The 17,675-nt window shown below is 71.3% G+C and carries 22 protein-coding genes and 1 riboswitch; of the genes, 17 read left to right on the forward strand and 5 right to left on the reverse strand.

The genetic code is table 11. The features are described 5' to 3' along the window. Positions 1-127 precede the first annotated feature (127 nt). Both ACFYNU_RS14200 and ACFYNU_RS14205 read left to right on the forward strand, forming a co-directional pair. Positions 128-1,363 (forward strand): 8-amino-7-oxononanoate synthase, encoded by a 1,236-nt coding sequence (locus ACFYNU_RS14200; RefSeq protein ID WP_388766221.1) that lies wholly within the window; start codon positions 128-130, stop codon positions 1,361-1,363. Between the two features lie 222 nt (positions 1,364-1,585). Continuing rightward, complete coding sequence (locus ACFYNU_RS14205; protein ID WP_356585468.1) at positions 1,586-2,035, forward strand: ATP-binding protein; 450 nt, start codon at positions 1,586-1,588, stop codon at positions 2,033-2,035. A gap of 33 nt (positions 2,036-2,068) precedes the next feature. Here the strand turns inward: ACFYNU_RS14205 and ACFYNU_RS14210 are convergent, their stop codons facing one another. The 3 genes from ACFYNU_RS14210 to ACFYNU_RS14220 form a co-directional block, all read right to left on the reverse strand. After that, positions 2,069-2,539 carry a C40 family peptidase gene (locus ACFYNU_RS14210; RefSeq protein ID WP_356585469.1) on the reverse strand — a complete coding sequence of 157 codons (471 nt, stop codon included), beginning with the start codon at positions 2,537-2,539 and terminating at the stop codon, positions 2,069-2,071. A gap of 3 nt (positions 2,540-2,542) precedes the next feature. Further along, a riboswitch (cyclic di-AMP (ydaO/yuaA leader) is annotated at positions 2,543-2,714 on the reverse strand. Between the two features lie 330 nt (positions 2,715-3,044). After that, positions 3,045-3,353 (reverse strand): hypothetical protein, encoded by a 309-nt coding sequence (locus tag ACFYNU_RS14215; RefSeq protein WP_356585470.1) that lies wholly within the window; start codon positions 3,351-3,353, stop codon positions 3,045-3,047. Positions 3,354-3,360: 7 nt separating this feature from the next. Then, complete coding sequence (locus ACFYNU_RS14220) at positions 3,361-3,996, reverse strand: ATP-dependent Clp protease proteolytic subunit (protein WP_356585471.1); 636 nt, start codon at positions 3,994-3,996, stop codon at positions 3,361-3,363. Between the two features lie 90 nt (positions 3,997-4,086). Between ACFYNU_RS14220 and ACFYNU_RS14225 the strand changes: the two genes are divergently transcribed. Continuing rightward, positions 4,087-4,389 carry a type II toxin-antitoxin system Phd/YefM family antitoxin gene (locus tag ACFYNU_RS14225; RefSeq protein ID WP_356585472.1) on the forward strand — a complete coding sequence of 101 codons (303 nt, stop codon included), beginning with the start codon at positions 4,087-4,089 and terminating at the stop codon, positions 4,387-4,389. A 105-nt stretch (positions 4,390-4,494) separates the two neighbouring features. On the opposite strand, the gene ACFYNU_RS14230 is transcribed toward ACFYNU_RS14225, so the two are convergent. Next, complete coding sequence (locus tag ACFYNU_RS14230) at positions 4,495-5,514, reverse strand: ABC transporter permease (protein ID WP_356585473.1); 1,020 nt, start codon at positions 5,512-5,514, stop codon at positions 4,495-4,497. A gap of 158 nt (positions 5,515-5,672) precedes the next feature. Here ACFYNU_RS14230 and ACFYNU_RS14235 point away from each other — a divergent pair, with 158 nt between their 5' ends. The 8 genes from ACFYNU_RS14235 to ACFYNU_RS14270 all read left to right on the forward strand — a co-directional run bounded on the left by ACFYNU_RS14235 (position 5,673) and on the right by ACFYNU_RS14270 (position 12,719). Continuing rightward, positions 5,673-6,299 carry a TetR/AcrR family transcriptional regulator gene (locus ACFYNU_RS14235; protein WP_356585474.1) on the forward strand — a complete coding sequence of 209 codons (627 nt, stop codon included), beginning with the start codon at positions 5,673-5,675 and terminating at the stop codon, positions 6,297-6,299. 136 nt (positions 6,300-6,435) lie between these two features. Continuing rightward, positions 6,436-6,738, forward strand: a complete 303-nt coding sequence (locus tag ACFYNU_RS14240) for an urease subunit gamma (protein WP_069626722.1) — start codon at positions 6,436-6,438, stop codon at positions 6,736-6,738. Positions 6,739-6,753: 15 nt separating this feature from the next. Beyond that, positions 6,754-7,065 (forward strand): urease subunit beta, encoded by a 312-nt coding sequence (locus ACFYNU_RS14245; protein ID WP_329081266.1) that lies wholly within the window; start codon positions 6,754-6,756, stop codon positions 7,063-7,065. Continuing rightward, complete coding sequence (locus ACFYNU_RS14250; protein WP_356585475.1) at positions 7,058-8,779, forward strand: urease subunit alpha; 1,722 nt, start codon at positions 7,058-7,060, stop codon at positions 8,777-8,779. The genes ACFYNU_RS14245 and ACFYNU_RS14250 overlap by 8 nt, the downstream gene beginning before the upstream one ends. Next, positions 8,779-9,453, forward strand: coding sequence for an urease accessory UreF family protein (locus ACFYNU_RS14255; protein ID WP_356585476.1), 675 nt, complete (start codon positions 8,779-8,781; stop codon positions 9,451-9,453). Before ACFYNU_RS14250 ends, ACFYNU_RS14255 begins: the two co-directional genes overlap by 1 nt. A gap of 44 nt (positions 9,454-9,497) precedes the next feature. Next, the gene (ureG, locus tag ACFYNU_RS14260; protein ID WP_388766230.1) at positions 9,498-10,193 is read left to right on the forward strand and encodes an urease accessory protein UreG; all 696 of its coding nucleotides are present in this window, start codon (positions 9,498-9,500) and stop codon (positions 10,191-10,193) included. Further along, on the forward strand, positions 10,190-10,960 hold the full coding sequence (locus tag ACFYNU_RS14265) for an urease accessory protein UreD (RefSeq protein WP_356585477.1): 771 nt from the start codon (positions 10,190-10,192) through the stop codon (positions 10,958-10,960). Before ureG ends, ACFYNU_RS14265 begins: the two co-directional genes overlap by 4 nt. Before the next feature lie 145 nt (positions 10,961-11,105). Then, positions 11,106-12,719 (forward strand): alpha/beta hydrolase, encoded by a 1,614-nt coding sequence (locus ACFYNU_RS14270; protein WP_356585478.1) that lies wholly within the window; start codon positions 11,106-11,108, stop codon positions 12,717-12,719. Positions 12,720-12,828: 109 nt separating this feature from the next. Here ACFYNU_RS14270 and ACFYNU_RS14275 read toward each other — a convergent pair whose 3' ends face one another. Next, complete coding sequence (locus tag ACFYNU_RS14275) at positions 12,829-13,542, reverse strand: lysophospholipid acyltransferase family protein (RefSeq protein ID WP_356585479.1); 714 nt, start codon at positions 13,540-13,542, stop codon at positions 12,829-12,831. 310 nt (positions 13,543-13,852) lie between these two features. Between ACFYNU_RS14275 and ACFYNU_RS14280 the strand changes: the two genes are divergently transcribed. The 6 genes from ACFYNU_RS14280 (at position 13,853) to ACFYNU_RS14305 (ending at position 17,661) form a co-directional block, all read left to right on the forward strand. Continuing rightward, the gene (locus tag ACFYNU_RS14280; RefSeq protein ID WP_356585480.1) at positions 13,853-14,401 is read left to right on the forward strand and encodes a hypothetical protein; all 549 of its coding nucleotides are present in this window, start codon (positions 13,853-13,855) and stop codon (positions 14,399-14,401) included. A gap of 187 nt (positions 14,402-14,588) precedes the next feature. Next, positions 14,589-15,176: a hypothetical protein gene (locus tag ACFYNU_RS14285; protein ID WP_356585481.1), complete on the forward strand. Its 588-nt coding sequence runs from the start codon at positions 14,589-14,591 to the stop codon at positions 15,174-15,176. Between the two features lie 38 nt (positions 15,177-15,214). After that, complete coding sequence (locus ACFYNU_RS14290; RefSeq protein ID WP_356585482.1) at positions 15,215-15,622, forward strand: cupredoxin domain-containing protein; 408 nt, start codon at positions 15,215-15,217, stop codon at positions 15,620-15,622. Positions 15,623-15,666: 44 nt separating this feature from the next. Further along, positions 15,667-16,125, forward strand: a complete 459-nt coding sequence (locus tag ACFYNU_RS14295) for a hypothetical protein (protein WP_356585483.1) — start codon at positions 15,667-15,669, stop codon at positions 16,123-16,125. Between the two features lie 128 nt (positions 16,126-16,253). Next, entirely contained in the window at positions 16,254-16,475 is a 222-nt protein-coding gene (locus ACFYNU_RS14300; protein ID WP_356585484.1) for a hypothetical protein, read from the forward strand. A gap of 25 nt (positions 16,476-16,500) precedes the next feature. After that, a complete protein-coding gene (locus ACFYNU_RS14305; protein ID WP_356585485.1) occupies positions 16,501-17,661 on the forward strand; it encodes an SPFH domain-containing protein in 1,161 nt (386 codons plus the stop codon). Positions 17,662-17,675 lie beyond the last annotated feature (14 nt).

A 17,675-nucleotide genomic window follows, 5' to 3' on the forward strand; every position in this document is an offset into this window, starting at 1 on the left:
TACGGCGGGCCTCCGGGCCAAGGATGAATCCCACAAGACGGGGGCATTCAGGTGTGTGTATGACCACACCTGGAGCGGGTCCACGGACGGTTAGGGTCTGTGGGCTGCCTACAAAAGGACCCGAGCCGTGCCTACCGATCCGTTTGTGCCGAGCACGCCGAGCGGGCTGTCCACACCGCCGCCGGACCCGTTCGGCTGGATCGACGAGGAGGCGCGCCGGCGTGAACGGTCCGGTCTGGTCCGTACGCTACGGCCCCGCAGCGCCGACTCCGCGCTGCTGGATCTGGCGAGCAACGACTATCTGGGCCTCACCCACCACCCGGTGACGACGGGCGCGGCGGCCGAAGCGGCGCGCCGCTGGGGCGCGGGCGCCACCGGTTCCCGGCTGGTCACCGGCACCACCGCCCTGCACGCCGAACTGGAGCGTGAGCTGGCCGACTTCTGCGGTTTCGAGGCCGCGCTCGTCCTGTCGTCCGGGTACGCCGCGAACCTCGCCGTCCTCACCGCGCTCACCGGACGCGGCTCGCTCGTCGTCTCCGACGCCGCCAACCACGCCTCGATCGTGGACGGTTGCCGGCTCTCGCGCGCCGAGACCGTGGTCGTACCGCACGCGGACCCGGCGGCCGTCGACAAGACACTCGAAGCCCACGAGGGTGTACGGGCCTTGGCCGTCAGCGACTCGGTGTTCTCGGTGGACGGTGACGCGGCGCCCCTCGCACGGCTGGCCGAGGTGTGCCGTACGCGGGGCGCCGCGCTCGTCGTCGACGACGCGCACGGGCTCGGCGTGCTCGGCGACGGCGGCCGTGGCGCCGTCCACGCGGCGGGCCTGGCGGGCGATCCGGGTACGGTCGCCACCGTCACGCTCTCCAAGTCGCTGGGCAGCCAGGGGGGCGCGGTCCTCGGCCCGGCCCGGGTCATCGACCAACTCGTCAACACGGCGCGGTCGTTCATCTTCGACACCGGTCTCGCGCCGGCCGCCGTCGGCGCCGCGCTCGCGAGTCTGCGGCTGCTGCGCGCGGACCCGTCGCTGGCGGTCCGGGCGCGCGCGGTGGCGCACGCGCTGCACCACGGGCTGACCGGGGCCGGGCTGACGGCCGCGCGCCCGGACGCGGCCGTCGTCTCGGTGCGGGCGCCGTCCCCGGCCGCGGCCGTGCGCTGGGCCGCCGACTGCCGGGCGGCGGGTCTGGTGGTGGGCTGCTTCCGGCCGCCGTCGGTGCCGGACGGGATCTCCCGGCTCAGACTCACGGCCCGCGCCGACCTGACGGACCTTCAGGTGCAGAGCGCGCTGGCGACGATCATCGCGACCGCCCCGGCCGGGTCCGCCCCGGCCGGGTCCGCCCCGGACGGGGCCGACGGGGTCTAGCCGCGTCTCGGTCGCCGGGGGCCGAAACTTGAGCCCGTTCAAATACGGTCTCGCGTAGCAGGGTTCACCGCTTAGAGCGACAGAGGGGGCCATATCCCGGCGGATCACCCATACGCCGGGCGTCGTTGGTGGCAGTGTGTCGCGAAGCGCAATCCGGGGACGTACTCGCGGGCATCAGCCATAGGTCGGTCTGCGTCCCGGCGGGAAAGGGACAGCGTCGCCATGGCAGACCATCAGGAAGCATCCGTCACCCTGCCGAGCGTTCCTGCCTCGGTGCCGGAGGCCCGCAGATACGTCGCACGTGTTCTCTCCGAATGGGGGCTGCCGGATGACGCCGACACCGCCGAAACGGTTCGCCTGATCATCTCGGAGCTGGCGACCAACGCCGTGCAGCACACCCTCGGCCGCTCGCCGACCTTCACCATCGACGTCACTCTGGAGCGCGACGAACAGCTGCGCGTCGGAGTCACCGACAGCCATCCGCGATGGCCGCAGCGGCTCCCGGCCGCCGTCCAGCAGGACAACGGCCGCGGCATGGTCATCATCCGGGCGCTGACCGCCGAGTACGGCGGCCGACTGGCCGTCACACCCACCGCGGACGGCGGCAAGACGGTCTGGATCACCCTGCCCTGGACGGCCGGGACCGAGATCGCCCGGACCCAGGAGGAGTAGATCCGGCGCGGGCCGCTCCGGGCCGACGGGGCGTCAGCCGACCCGGCCGTACCAGACGCTTCTGGACCAGATGCGCTGGAGCCGCACCACCTGACCGGACTTCGGCGAATGCCACATCTTGCCGCCGCCGGCGTAGATCCCCACGTGGTAGACGTGGTTCCCGGAGTGGAAGAACACCAGATCGCCCTGCTTGCGGCTGGAGGCCGCGATGTGGCGCGTCCGGTTGTACTGCTGCTGGGCGGTACGTGGGAGCGTCTTGCCGGCCTTCTTGTACGAGAACGCCGTGAGGCCCGAGCAGTCGAACCGGTGCGGACCTGACGCCCCGTACTTGTACGGCGCGCCCTTCTTGGAAGCGGCCACGTTCAGCGCCTTGGCGGCGGCGGGCTGGGCGTGGGCCTCCGACACGGCGCCGGGCGCCAGCATCGTGCCGCCGACGGCGGCGAGGAGGACCGATGCGGTACCGGCCCGGGAGAGCAGCGACGGGACATGCGTCTGCGCGGACATGCGCAACCCTTCGTCAGCCGCCTGTGAAGGATGACCTGTCGGGTTCGGACCGGCGAAGACGCCCGGCCGCGTCAGCGGCTTCACCCCGAGGAGCGGTCCATGGTCGGACCGCCCCGAACTGCTCGGGTCCTCCACTCCTGCCGATCCACTCGTGTCGACCAGGCATCCGGAGCGGCGGCAGGACTCGGCGTCCACCCGGACCGCCCCGCCGAGGTGGCGGGGGCTTGTCGTCCCACGGATCTTGACGCGGCCTCAGCGCGATTCCGAGTTGAAACGGGCTTATGTGACTCTCATCACTTATGGACCATTTGGGTTGGTAGGCCCGATTCGGTGAACGGCTCGCCCGGTCGCTCACGCGCTGTACCTGCGACGCTGCGATCCGTTACGGCCGGACGGCCGATCGCCGCCCGCAAGTTGCCGGCCCGGCCACGGCGGGCGGGTCGATACGCCGAACGGGCAGCCATATGAGGTACGGGCGCGTCGTCCGCCCATGTTCGGCGGCGGATCAAGTCCCGGGTCCGGGCGGCATGGTGACCCGCCCGGCCCTGCGCTCACCGTCAAGGACCCGGAGCGTACGGTCCAGGGTCGGCGTGTGCAGCTCCCGCTCGCCTCTCGCGTGCATCAGCGTCAGCGCGTCGCGCAGTTCGGCGGCGCGGGCCACCAGCGCCTGCGCGGCCCGCAGCGCGCTGTACGTGTCGTCGGCGCGCGCCGGGTTGATCCGGCCGACCAGGTCGACGACCCGGAGATAGCTGTCGACGAACTCGCCCTCGGCGCGGGTCAGTGCGGGCAGCGGCGGCAGTTCCGGCGGCAGCATCGCGGGCTCACCGGGGGGAGTTGACGCCGAGCGACGACCTGCGGTCCTGTGCGACCTGGTCCACCAGGCCGTACTCCCTCGCGCCCGTCGCGTCGAAGATCGTGTCCCGGTCGATGTCGCTGTCGATCCGCTCGGCGCTCCGGCCGGTGTGCCGTACCAGCATGTCCGCCATCAGCGCCCGCAGCCGCAGCAACTCCTCGGCGTGGATGGCGAGATCGGACGGCTGTCCGCGCAGCGGCTCCTCGATTCCCGGCTGCTGGAGGACGACGCGCGCGCCGGGCAGTGCCATCCGCTTGCCCGGCGCCCCGGCGGCGAGCAGCACGGCGGCGGTCGACACTGCCTGGCCGAGACAGGTGGTCGCCACGTCGCAGCCGACGACCTGCATCGTGTCGTAGATGGCGGACATGGCGCTCAGTGAGCCGCCGGGGGAGTTGATGTAGAGCGCGATGTCCTGGTCGGGCGCCGCGTATTCGAGATGCAGCAACTGCGCGATCACGTCGTTCGCGGCGGTCTCGTCGACGGCGGTGCCGAGGAAGACGATCCGCCCGTCGAAGAGCTTGGAGTACGGGTCGAGGGAGCGGGTCCCGCTGGAGGTGCGCTCGGTGAACTCCGGCAGGACGTAGCGGGCGGAAGGACGGTTCATGGCAGGCCTCTCCTCGCGTGCCGGACGCGGGCGGCGTCCGTCTCCGGATGTGAAAAATGTACAGGACGTACAGGTCGTAAGATGGCCACCATGGCTTACGAAATTCCGGTGACGCAAGCGCGGGCGGAACTCGCCGACCTGATCAACCGGGTCGTCTACGGCGAGGAACGTGTCGTCGTGACGCGGCACGGCAAGCCGCTCGTCGCTCTGGTGTCGGCCGCCGACCTGGCACGACTGGAGAATCTCAAGGCCGAGGAGGCCGCCGGGGCCGCCGCGGCGGAGGAGCAGCGCGTGATCGCCTCGGTGAGCGCGATCACGTCGGTGATGTCTGCTCCGGGTGAACGCGCGGACTTCGGCATCGTGGCCAAGCACGAGCCGCCCGAGCGGCGCTGAGCCCCTTCGTCCTGGGAGACACGCGGTCGGAACGTCTTCGCGCCCGGCGCCGCGCCGGCCTTCGCGGCGCCGGGGCGGTCCCCGTCGCGGAGTGGTGACCGGGGCTCACGCGGCCGGGGCCGTCTCCTTCGTGCGGGCCGGGGCGTCGGGCTCGGACGACTCCGGCGACTGGGGCGTCCCGGGTGCCGTACTCGTGCGGCGCGTTCCCGCCATTACCGCGGCCAGGCCCAGGACGGTCCAGATCGTGAGCGTCAGTACGGGCGTCGCCGCCGCGTTCCCGTCGAAGAAGGCGACCGAGCGGAGCAGTGAACCGCTCGCGCCCGGCGGCAGCAACTGGCCGAGCGCGCCGAACGGTTCCGGCAGGAACTCGGGTGCGCTCGACACGCCGGAGAAGGGGTTGCCGAGCAGCACCATCAGGAACGCGCCGAGGCCGATCCCCGCCGGGCCGATCAGTGAGGCCAGCCCCGCCACGGTCGCGCCGATGGCCAGTACGGCGAGCCCGAACGCCCCCGCCTCCGCCCACCAGTCGCCGGCGAGCACGCCCAGCCAGCCGTGGGCGAGGGCGGTGGCGGTGAGGCCCGCCAGTGCCGCCGCGCCGAACAGCGTGCCCAGTGCGCGCACCCCACGCAGCGCCAGCAGGCTCACCAGCGCCCCGGTCGCGACGCCTCCCAGGGTCAGCGGGAGCATGCTCGCGCCGAACGCGCTGCCGCGCGGGTCCCCCGAGGGTGTCGCGACCACGTCGGTCACCGGCACCTCGGTGCCGGCCGGTGCCTGCGCGGTCACGGCCTCCCTCAGCAGTTGGGCGACGATCGGACCGGCCGCCGACGCCGTCAGCAGATGCGGTCCCTCCGGGGTGGCGACGACGGCGCCGTAGACGTCCCGTTCCTCGATCGCCGCGCGGGCGGCGGCCTCGTCGTCGTACCGGTGCACCTCGAAGGCGTCCGGCTGCCGTTCGAACCCCTGCTGGAGCGGTGCGGCGGCCGAGGCGGGCCCGGCCACGCCGACCGGCAGCTCGTGCGGGGCCGAGCGGGCGGCGGGCCACGCGAAGGCCGTCAGCGCCACGGCGGCGATCAGAGGTATCAGAAGCATGACGCCGATCATGCGGCGGGTGGGAGTGGCGGACATCGGGTCCTCGTTTCGGTCCACGGTCGGTGGAAGGAGAGTCGGGGGAGGGAGAGTCAGGGGCGAACTAAAAAGAAGGATCGTTCGTTTTATGGATGCGGCCACTCTGGCCAGGCGGTCCGAAACTTGTCAAGAAGGAACGTTCGTTTTAGGTTGCGGTCATGGCCCGTGTATCGCAGCAGCACCTGGACGCCCGCAGACGGCAGATCCTCGACGGCGCCACGCGCTGTTTCGTGCGCAACGGCTTCCAGGCCACCTCGATGCACGACGTGCTGCGGGAGGTCGATCTCTCCGCCGGCGCCGTCTACCGCTACTTCAGTGGCAAGGAGGAGCTGATCGGGGCCATCGTCACCGAGGTGCTCGACGCCATCAGGGGCGCTTTCGAGGAGGCGGCGCTCCAGAGTCCTCCCGAGCCGCCCGACGTGCTGATCGGTCGGGTGATGACGCGGGTGCTGACCGGGGAGTTCGTCCCGGGCACCGCGAGTGCCGGTGAGATGACCCGGCTGCTCATCCAGGTGTGGGCGGAGACCCTGCGCAACGAATCGCTCGCGGCGGTGACGAAGGCCGGGTACGACAAGGTGCACGGTGCCTGGGTCAAGGTCGTCGAGGGGTACCAGGCGGCGGGGCTGATGCGCGCCGACATCCCGGCGGGGCATGTCGCCCGCACGATGATCGCCGTCGCCCAGGGCTTCGCCGCCCAGCAGGCGCTGTTCGGCGAGGTCCCTGTCGAGGTCGTGCAGAACGGGCTGCGCGGGTTGATGTCCATGGACGGGCAAAAGCCCGGTTAACCTGCCGGAAAAACTTCCGCCGTAACGTGCAATGCCTGGCTGTGAGCCCTCCGCCCGCGTTCAACAGAGTGTTGAATCCGATACGGGCGACGACAGGCTCCACGCCGGACCGGTGCCGTAACAGTGAGGTGGAAACGTGCAGTTGACCCCGCACGAGCAGGAACGTCTGCTCATCCATGTGGCCGCCGACGTGGCGACCCGACGCCTCGCGCGCGGGCTGCGTCTCAACCACCCCGAGGCGGTCGCCCTGATCACCTCGCACCTCCTCGAAGGCGCCAGGGACGGCCGTACCGTCGCCGAACTCATGGCGTCCGGGCGCAAGGTGCTCACCCGCGACGACGTCATGGAGGGCATCCCCGAGATGATCCACGACGTCCAGGTGGAGGCCACCTTCCCGGACGGCACCAAGCTCGTCACCGTCCACGACCCGATCGTCTGACGGGGGAGCGCGCCGATGATTCCCGGAGAGATCCTTTACGCCGACGGTGCCGTGCCGCTCAACGAGGGCCGCCCCGTCACCCGACTCACCGTGCTCAACGCCGCCGACCGGCCCGTCCAGATCGGCTCCCACTACCACTTCGCCGAGACCAACCCCGGCCTGCGGTTCGACCGTTCGGCGGCCCGGGGCCTGCGGCTGAACGTCGCGGCGGGCACCTCCGTACGGTTCGAACCCGGCGTTCCCGTCGACGTCGAACTCGTCCCGCTCGCCGGGCACCGCGTCGTACCGGGCCTGCGCGGCGAGACCGGAGGTCCTCTCGATGCCTGAGCTGAACAGAGCCGTCTACGCCGACCTCTTCGGCCCCACCACCGGCGACCGTGTCCGGCTCGCCGACACCGACCTCCTCGTCGAGATCGAGGAGGACCGCTCCGGCGGCCCCGGACTCGCCGGAGACGAGGCGGTGTTCGGCGGCGGCAAGGTGATCCGCGAGTCGATGGGCCAGTCCCGTACGACACGGGCCGAGGGCGCGCCCGACACCGTGATCACCGGCGCCCTGATCATCGACCACTGGGGCATCGTCAAGGCAGATGTCGGCATCCGCGACGGCAGGATCACCGGCATCGGCAAGGCCGGCAACCCCGACACCATGGACGGCGTCCACCCCGACCTCGTCATCGGACCCGAGACCGAGATCATCGCGGGCAACGGCAAGATCCTCACCGCCGGAGCCGTCGACGCCCACGTCCACTTCATCTCGCCGACCCTGATCGACCAGGCGCTCTCCTCCGGCATCACCACCCTCGTCGGCGGCGGCACGGGCCCCGCCGAGGGGACGAAGGCCACCACCGTCACGCCCGGCCCCTGGCATCTGGCCCGGATGTTCGCCGCGCTGGAGTCGTCCCCCGTCAACATCGGACTGCTCGGCAAGGGCAACACGATGTCCCGCGACGCGATGCACTCCCAACTGCGCGGCGGCGCACTCGGATTCAAGATCCATGAGGACTGGGGCGCGACCCCGGCCGTCATCGACGCCTGCCTCGGCGTCTGCGAGGAGACGGGCGTCCAGCTCGCCATCCACACCGACACCCTCAACGAGGCCGGCTTCGTCGCCGACACCCTCGCCGCCGTCGCCGGGCGCACCCTGCACGCGTACCACTCCGAGGGCGCGGGCGGCGGCCACGCGCCCGACATCATCACGGTGGTCTCGGAGCCGAACGTCCTGCCCAGTTCGACCAACCCGACGCGCCCGCACACCGTCAACACCATCGACGAACACCTCGACATGCTGATGGTCTGCCACCATCTCAACCCGGCCGTCCCCGAGGACCTGGCCTTCGCCGAGTCCCGGATCCGGCCGTCCACCATCGCGGCCGAGGACATCCTGCACGACCTCGGAGCCATCTCGATCATCTCCTCCGACTCACAGGCCATGGGCCGCATCGGCGAGGTGATCCTGCGGACCTGGCAGACCGCGCACGTCATGAAGAAACGCCGGGGCGCGCTCCCCGGCGACGGCAGGGCCGACAACCACCGCGTCCGCCGCTACGTCGCCAAATACACCGTCAACCCGGCCGTGGCGCAGGGACTCAGCCATGAGATCGGCTCCGTCGAGACCGGGAAGCTCGCCGATCTTGTCCTGTGGGACCCGGCGTTCTTCGGCGTGAAGCCCCAACTCGTCATCAAGGGCGGCCAGATCGCGTACGCGCAGATGGGCGACGCCAACGCGTCCATCCCCACCCCGCAACCCGTGATGCCCCGGCCCATGTTCGGCGCGACCGGCACCGCCCCGGCCGCCAACTCCGTCAACTTCGTGGCCCGGGCGGCGATCGAGGACGCGCTGCCCGAACGCCTCGGCCTGGCCAAACGGTTCGTGGCGATCGAGAACACCCGCTCCGTCGGCAAGGCCGACATGCGGCAGAACGACGCCCTGCCCCACGTCCAGGTCGACCCCGACACCTTCACGGTGACGATCGACGGCGATGTGGTCGAACCGGCGCCCGCCGCCGAACTGCCCCTGGCCCAGCGCTACTTCCTCTTCTGATGAGCCGCGCCGCGCTGCTCGTCCTCGCCGACGGACGGTTCCCGGCCGGCGGTCACGCCCACTCGGGCGGCGCCGAGGCGGCCGTCCGGGCCGGGCGGCTCACCGACGCCCACGACCTGGCGGCCTTCTGCCGGGGCCGGCTGCACACCGCCGGTCTGACCGCCGCCGCGCTCGCCTCGGCGGCCGTCCTGGGCGTCGACCCCCTCGCGCTGGACGAGGCCGCCGACGCCCGCACCCCCTCGCCCGCGCTGCGCGCCACCGCGCGCAAGCTCGGCCGGCAGATGATGCGTGCCGCGCGCGCCACCTGGCCGGGCCCGGAACTCGCCGCCCTGGCGGCGGCCCGACCGCGCGGCGCCCATCAGCCGGTCGTCCTCGGCCTCGCCGCACGGTCGGCCGGGCTCACGCCCGAGGACGCCGCGCACTGCGTCCTGTACGAGACGGTCAGCGGCCCGGCCACCGCGGCCGTACGGCTGCTGAGCCTGGACCCCTTCGACGCGACCGCCGTCCTCGCCCGGCTGGCACCGGAGATCGACGCCACCGCGCGGCACGCGGTGGCCGGCGCGCACCGCGCCGTACGGGACGGGCCAGGCGCCCTGCCCGCCGCGTCGGCGCCGCTGCTCGACATCACCGCCGAGGCGCACGCGGCCTGGGCGGTGCGCCTCTTCGCGTCGTAACACGCCACCCGCACGCACCTCGCACGATCACGAAGGAGCCCGCCGTGCACCTCGACCACGCCGACCCGTACACCGACGCCTACCGGGACCCGCACCAGCACGGCGCCGGGGCGCTGCGCCCCGACGGCTCGCGACGTGCCCTGCGCATCGGCCTCGGCGGGCCCGTCGGCTCAGGCAAGACCGCGACCGTCGCCGCCCTCTGCCGGGCGCTGCGCGACCAGTTGTCCATCGCCGTCGTCACCAACGACATCTACACGCGGGAGGACGCGGCGTTCCTGCTGCGCAACGCCGTGCTGCCGGCCGAGCGGATCCAGGCCGTCGAGACCGGCGCCTGCCCGCACACCGCGATCCGTGACGACATCTCCGCCAACCTCGAAGCCGTCGAGGACCTGGAGGACTCGGTCGGACCGCTCGATCTGATCCTGGTCGAGTCCGGCGGCGACAATCTCACCGCCACGTTCTCCAAGGGCCTCGTCGACGCGCAGATCTTCGTCATCGACGTCGCGGGCGGCGACGACATCCCCCGCAAGGGCGGGCCGGGTGTCACCACGTCGGACCTGCTGGTGATCAACAAGACCGACCTCGCGCCGTACGTCGGCTCCGACCTCGGGCGCATGGCCTCCGACGCCAAGGAGCAGCGCGGCGAACTGCCCGTCCTGTTCACCTCGCTCACCGGCCCGGACGGGGTGGGCCCGGTGGCCGACTGGGTACGCGCGCGCTTCACCGCCTGGACCGCATGAGCGTCCACGCCACCGGCCGGATCACCGCCGAGCCCGACGGGCGCGGCGGCACGGCCCTGCCGGTGCTTCAGAGCGACGGACCGCTCGCGCCGCGACGTACCCGCGCGGTCACCGGTCCGGGCGCCCGGGTCACCGTCGTCGGCGCGATGAGCGCGCCGCTCGGCGGCGACCGGCTCGCGCTGGAGGTGGTGGTACGGGACGGGGCCGCGCTCACCGTGGACGCGGCCGCGGCCATGATCGCGCTGCCCGGCCGCCGGGCCGGCGACGAACCCGGGGACCACGCGCGCTACGACCTGCGCCTGACCGTCGGCGCGGACGCCGTCCTGCGTTGGCTCCCCGAGCAGCTCATCTCCGTCACCGGCAGCGACCTGCGGGCCCACACCCGCGTCGAGCTCGCCCCCACCGCCCGGCTGGTGCTGCGCGAGGAACAGATCCTCGGCCGCCACGGCGAGGCGCCGGGGACCCTCACGACCCGCCTCACCGTGCACCGCGCGGGCCGCCCGCTGCTGGACCAGCAACTCGCCCTCGGCCCCGGCGCACCGGGCGGCTGGGACGGCGGAGCGGTCCTCGGCGGCCGGCGCGCGATCGGCCAACTCCTCGTGGTCGCACCAGAGTTCGAAGAGAAACCGGTCACCGCCCAACTGCTCGGCGAGACCGCCGTACGCACCCCGCTCGCCGGTCCCGGCGCGCTGGTGACCGCGCTCGCCCCGGACGCCCGAGCCCTGCGCCGGGTGCTGGACGACGCCCTGGCCGACCTGTACCGCTGAGCGGAACCGAACTCACCGGCTATCGGTTCGGCAAAGAATATGCGGTTTGGCCTGTTCTCAACTGGCCCACAGAGATAAGGATCCTCTCGGTAACCCTACGAACAGCGCCGCAGCGTGCGGCGCGTCAGCCAGGGGGAGGTACCACTTGAGACGCACAGCAGTGCTTGGCTCGGCCGGCACTCTGCTCGCGGGCACGCTCATAGCGACCACGCTCGCCGCCTCGTCGGCGAGCGCCGACGGCCGCGCCGACAGTGGCTCGGCCGCGTCGAGCAAGGAACAGAAGACGCTGAACGCTCAGGCGGCCGGCGCTGAGGTCGCCGCCGAGCGGGCGGCGAAGAAGGGCATCGACTGGGCGGACTGCCCGGTCGACTGGGCGCTGGAGAAGCCGATCCAGTGCGGCTACATCAGTGTCCCGCTCGACTACGCCCGTCCGAACGGCAAGCAGATCAAGATAGCCGTGGACCGGATCGGCAACACCGGAACGGCGGGTGAGCGTCAGGGCTCCCTCGTCTACAACCCCGGTGGCCCCGGCGCGTCCGGCATGGCGTTCCCGCGCCGCGTCGTGACCAAGAACGCCATCTGGGCGGACGCCGCGAAGGCGTACGATTTCGTCGGCTTCGACCCGCGCGGGGTCGGGCGCTCGACGCCCATCTCCTGCGTCGACCCGCAGGAGTTCGTCAAGGCTCCCAAGCTCGACCCCGTCCCCGACAGCGAGGCCGACAAGCGCGCCCAGCGCAAGCTCGCGGCCGAGTACGCGGACGGCTGCAAGGAGCGCAGCGGCTGGATGCTGCCGCACATGACGACGCCCAACACCGCGCGTGACCTGGATGTCCTGCGGGCCGCGCTCGGCGACAAGAAGCTCAACTACGTGGGTGTCTCCTACGGCACCTACCTGGGCGCCGTCTACGGCACGCTCTTCCCGTCCCATGTCCGGCGCATGGTGCTGGACAGCGTGGTCAACCCGTCGAGGGAGAAGATCTGGTACCAGGCCAACCTGGACCAGGACGTCGCCTTCGAGACGCGCTTCGACGACTGGAAGAAGTGGGTCGCCGAGAACGACGCGGCGTTCCACATCGGCGACACCGTCGCCAAGGTCGAGAAGCAGTGGGACAAGCTCCGCGCCACCGCCAAGAAGGATCCGATCGGCGGCGTCGTGGGACCGGCCGAACTCATCGGCCTGTTCCAGAGCGCTCCTTACTACGACACCAGCTGGGTGCCGGTCGCCGACACCTGGAGCAAGTACCTGGCCGGAGACACCCAGGCGCTCGTCGATGCCGCCGCGCCCGACCTCGCCGACACGGTGGGCAACGCGCGCGCGGAGAACAGCAACGCGGTCTACACGGCCGTGGAGTGTGCCGACGCCAAGTGGCCCACGAGCTGGCGCACCTGGGACCGGGACAACACCCGGCTCCACCGCGACCACCCGTTCCTCACCTGGGCCAACGCCTGGATGAACCTGCCCTGTTCGACCTGGGGCGTGGAACAGCGGACACCGGTCGAGGTCGGCACCGGCCGCGGCCTGCCGCCCGTACTGATCGCGCAGTCCACGCGTGACGCCGCCACCCCGTACGGGGGCGCCGTCGAGCTGCACAAGCGCTTCAAGGGCTCACGCCTGATCACCGAGCGGGACGCCGGTTCGCACGGCATCACCAATGTCGCGAACCCGTGCATCAACGACCGGGTCGAGTCGTATCTGCTCAGCGGCGAGCTGGACCGCCGCGACGTGACGTGCGCGCCGCACGCCACACCCAAGCCGTAAGGCACGGGGAGCACCGGTGAACGGGGGAGGGGCGGCGGCCGAATGCGGCAGCCGCCCCTCCTTCACCGTCCGCCGTCCTTGGCCGTCAGCCGAGCCTGTGCGTCGACCGTCAGCGTCGCAGGCGCGGGAACTTCTTCGGCGCCTGCTCCGCCTCCTCGGCCTTCACCTCGGCGGCGTACCGGTCCACGTACTCCTGCCCGGACAGCCCGAGGATCGCGTACATGATCTCGTCGGTGACCGCGCGGACCGCCGCCTTCTCGTTCTCCAGGCCCGCGTAGCGCGTGAAATCCAGCGGCTCACCGAACCGGATCGAGACACGCCTGATCTTCGGGATCTTCTGACCGGGCGGCTGGATCTCGAACGTCCCCACCATCGCGCACGGCACCACCGGGACCTGCGCCCTGATCGCCATCACCGCGACCCCGACCTTGCCCTTGTAGAGCCGCCCGTCGTGCGAGCGCGTGCCCTCCGGGTAGATCCCCAGCAACTCGCCCTTGTCGAGCACGCCGAGCCCCTCCCGGATCGCCGCCTGGCCGGCCTCCTTGCCGGACCGGTCGACGGGGATCTGACCGGCGCTGCGGAAGAACGTGGCGGTGAGGCGGCCCTTGACCCCGGGGCCGGTGAAGTACTCGGCCTTCGCGAGAAACGTGATCCGCCGCCGGATGATCGCGGGCATCAGGAAGTGGTCGGAGAACGAGAGGTGATTGCCCGCGACGATGGCGGCGCCGTCCGCCGGGATGTGTTCCAGCCCCTCGATCCGGGGCCGGAAGAGCAGTCGCAGCAGGGGCCCCAAGAGCACGTACTTCAGCACGTAGTAGAACAACGGGGCGCTCCTCACGTCGCTGGACCGGCTCCGGAGTTGCGTCGTGCCAGGTCATCAGGCTGGTCGGGGGGTTCAGTGTAGGTGCAGGGTTCCCCGCTTGTAAGCGCCCCGAACAGATAACGTCCGGACTTCCACCGGACCCGCAACTCGGCCTGTCCGCAGGCCCGTTTGCCGTAATCCGGCACTCCTGCGTGGACCGAGTGTTCCTCGCACAGGTTTATCCGCCATACTGCCAGCCGTGGAGCGCATCGATCCGATAATCCAGCCCGTACCCGCCGCTGGGACCGATCCCGGATACATCCCTGGGCTCATGGCACCCCGCCTCGAAGAGGAGGCTGACGACGCCGCCAAGGACGTTCCTCAGGAGGCCGCCGACGACGCGGTGGCCGACGCGGCGGCCGACAAGGTGAGCGAAGAGGCGGAGGCATCCGGGACACCGGCCGGCGACGACACGGACGAGCCGGCCGGGGCGGCCGGGACCGTCGCCCTCACGAAGGACGCCTCCGACACCGCCTCCGACACCGCCTCGAACGCCGACAAGGACGCAGCCAAGGACGAGAAGAAGGACGACGAGAAGGACGGTCCCGTCTTCGACATCAGCGACCGGCGCGCCTCGATGACCGCCGACCGCACCGGCGTCCGCTTCCAGCTCGACGAGACCGAGGCGGAGTTCGGCTGGGACGAGATCGGCGCCGTGGAGGTCGAGACCCCCAGATTCGGCCGCCGGTTCACCGTCACCCTGCACACGACCGGCCGCCGCCACTACCAGTCGGACGTCGACGCGCCGTCCCGGAGCAGCCTCAAGGCGTGGACGGCCGAACTCGACGCGGTGCTCGACGCCTACTTCGAGGAAACCTGACTCGACCTGACCCGACCCAATCCGACCGACTCCGTCACGCGTATTTCTCGGTCCCGTCCGGGCCGCACTCCGGACGGCCCCGCCCAGGTGGCCGGTCCGTCAGCCCTGCTGTGCACTGGGGCTGGCGGCCCCGATCGGGCGGGCCGCGTGCTGCCCGCATGGGCGGCCGACGATCGAGGAGTCCCTGATGAGACGGCACACCAGGACAGTCACCGCGCTGGCCTCCGCCCTGTTGATCGCCACCGCGGCGGCCGGGTGCTCGGACGGCGGTGGCGGCCATGGCAGCGCCAGCGGTACGGACACGGGCAGCCAGCCCAACAACCACGAGGTCGACATCGTCCCGGCGGCATCGTCATCGGCCTCCGCGTCGGCGTCTTCGTCGGCGTCGCCCACGGTCGACGTCAAGAACGGTTCCTTCGGCAAGATGCTGGTCGACAACAAGGGCCGGACGCTGTACCAGTTCGACAAGGACACCAAGAACAAGTCGATGTGCAACGGCGGCTGCGCCCAGGCCTGGCCGCCGTACACCGTCAAGTCGACCCCGGTCGCGGGCAAGGGGCTCAAGGGCAACCTCCTCAAGACGACCAAGCGTGACGACGGCTCCGAGCAGGTGACGTACAACGGGCGCCCGCTGTACCGCTTCGCCGACGACACGAAGTCCGGCGACATCAACGGGCAGGACCTCAACGCCTTCGGCGCGAAGTGGTTCATCATGAACCCCGAGGGCAAGAAGATCACCTCCAAGCCCCAGAACAACAACGGCGGCGGTTACTGATCATCGGCCGGTCCGGTCCAGGAACGCTCGGAGACGCCATGCCGTTCTCATCGGTCACCGGCCGGGCCCCCTTCGCCGTGGCCGCCGCTGCCTGCGCCCTCGCTCTGACCACCCTCGCCGGGTGTTCGGACGGCGGAGGTGGCGGCGGCAGCAGCAGTGCGACGAAGTCGGGCGCCAGCCCGTCCGCGGGCGGCGGAACGCGGGTCACCATCAGTGACTTCAAGTTCCGGCCCGCCTCCCTGACCGTCGCGCCCGGGGCGAAGATCACCGTGGTCAACAACGACTCGACCACCCACACCCTGACGGCGACCAAGGGCGCCTCCTTCGACACCGGCGACATCGCGCCGGGCAAGAGCGCCACCGTCACCGCGCCGTCCAAGGCGGGTGCCTTCCCGTACGACTGCACGATCCACCCGTTCATGAAGGGCACGCTCACCGTCAAGTGAGCCCCGGTGCGGCGGCTCCGTCCGCGGCGCGAATGGAGACCTCCATGTCATCCCAGCCCACAGCCCCGCCCACCGCGCCACCGCGCCGGGGCGGCGTCGGCCGCTATCTGCGCATCGCGGCCCGGCTGCTCGCGGCGGCCGGCCTCGCCGTCGACGCGTACATGCACGCCCATCTCGCCGACCGCTACGACGGCATCTCGGCGGACATCAGCCAGGGCGACCTCTTCCGGATCGAGGCGGGCTTCGCGGCGCTGGCCGCGCTGCTCGTGCTCGTCTGGCGCCGGGTCCCGGCCGATCTCTTCGCCTGGTCGGTGGCGACCGGCGGACTCGCGCTCCTGCTCATCTACCGCTACGCGAACATCGGCGCGTGGGGACCCTTCCCGGACATGTACGAGCCGCTCTGGTACGACGACAAGGTGATCACCGTCGTCGCCCAGGCGGTCGCCATCGTCGCCACGGTGTATCTGCTGATCTTCCGCCCCCGGCGGGCGCGCCTGCACTGACCGGTCGCGGACCCGGTCGCGCCGCGCGACCGGTCCGCGGCGATCCTTCGACCGGCCGTCGGCACGTCCCCGGAGTAGCCTGAAATGATCGGGGGCGTGCTGAGCGCTGGAGGTGAGGGCGACGATTCATGTCCGTGACAGATGACTCCGCGCAGAGCCCGGTGGGTGCGGTCGGCCGCATCACCGTCCCGATCCCGGCGAACGGTCCGGGGGAGGTACTGGTAGCCGTACGAGGCGGTTCCGAGGCGTACGCGGCCTGGTCCGACCGGCCGGTCGGCGCGAATGTCCAGGTGCTGGTCACCGACCGGGTGTCGGCCCGCTCGGTGATGGTGGAGCCTCTTCCCGACTGAAGTCGAGCAGGACAGGAGTTCCCTCATGTTGTTCTGGCGTGTTCCGGCACCGAACGAGGCGATGCTCATATCCGGTTCCAAACGGCAGGTCCAGGACACCCAGTTCCGGATAGTCACCGGTCATGGCAGTTTCGTTCTGCCCATCAAGCAGAAGGCCCGCATGCTGTCCCTGGCACTGCGGGAGGCGGAGATCGCCGAGGACTGTGTCACCCAGCAGGGCATCCGGCTGACCGTCCGCGCGGTGACCGTCTTCAAGGTCGGCGACGACGCCGTGTCGATCGCCAACGCCGCACGGCGCTTCCTGGCCGAGCAGGACCGGATGGAAGAACTGGTGGGCCGGATCTTCGCCGGTCACCTCCGCTCCATCGTCGGTGGACTGACCGTCGAGCAGATCATCCGGGAGCGTGACCGGGTCGCCCAGGAGGTCAAGGCCGCCAGCCACAGCGAGATGGAGAAGCTCGGCATCGTCGTGGACGCCCTCCAGATCCAGGAGATCGAGGACGCCACCGGCTACATCAACAACCTGGCGGCGCCGCACGCCGCGGCTGTCGCCAGCCAGGCGCGTATCGCCGCGGCCAGGGCCGACCAGGAGGCCGCCGAGCGCGAGCAGCAGGCCGAGGCGCTGAAGGCCGAGTACGAGCGGGACACCTCCATCAAGCGCGCCGGCTTCCAGGCGGAGACGGAGCAGGTACGGGCGCGCGCCTCCCAGGCGGGCCCGCTGGCCCAGGCGAAGGCGTCGCAGGATGTCATCGAGGAGCAGACGGCGCTCGCCGAGCGGCAGGCGATGCTGGCGGCCCAGCGGCTGGAGGCCGAGGTGAGGCGCCCGGCGGACGCGGAGGCGTACCGGCAGCGGACCCTCGCGCAGGCGCAGGCCGACGCGAACAGCGCGCGTGCCCTCTCCCTGCGGGACGGGAATCAGGAACTTCTCGCGGCCAACCGTGTCGTGGAGGTGCTTCCGGAGCTGGCCGACGCGGCGGCCAAGGGTCTGGCGGACTCCAACCTCACCGTCCTCAACGGCACCGACGGTGTCAACGAGATGGCGGCGGGGCTGGTCGGCCAGGGCATGACCATCCTCAACTCGCTGCAAGGGCACGGCGGTTCGACCGGGACGCCGGCCGAGGACAACCACGAACCGGCGCCGAGCTCGAACGGCAGGGCGCCGGCCCGCGTTGAGCGGAACACCTGACCCCACGCACGGCG

Origin of the sequence: Streptomyces sp. NPDC006643, assembly GCF_042870175.1 — a bacterium.
Classification (GTDB): domain Bacteria; phylum Actinomycetota; class Actinomycetes; order Streptomycetales; family Streptomycetaceae; genus Streptomyces.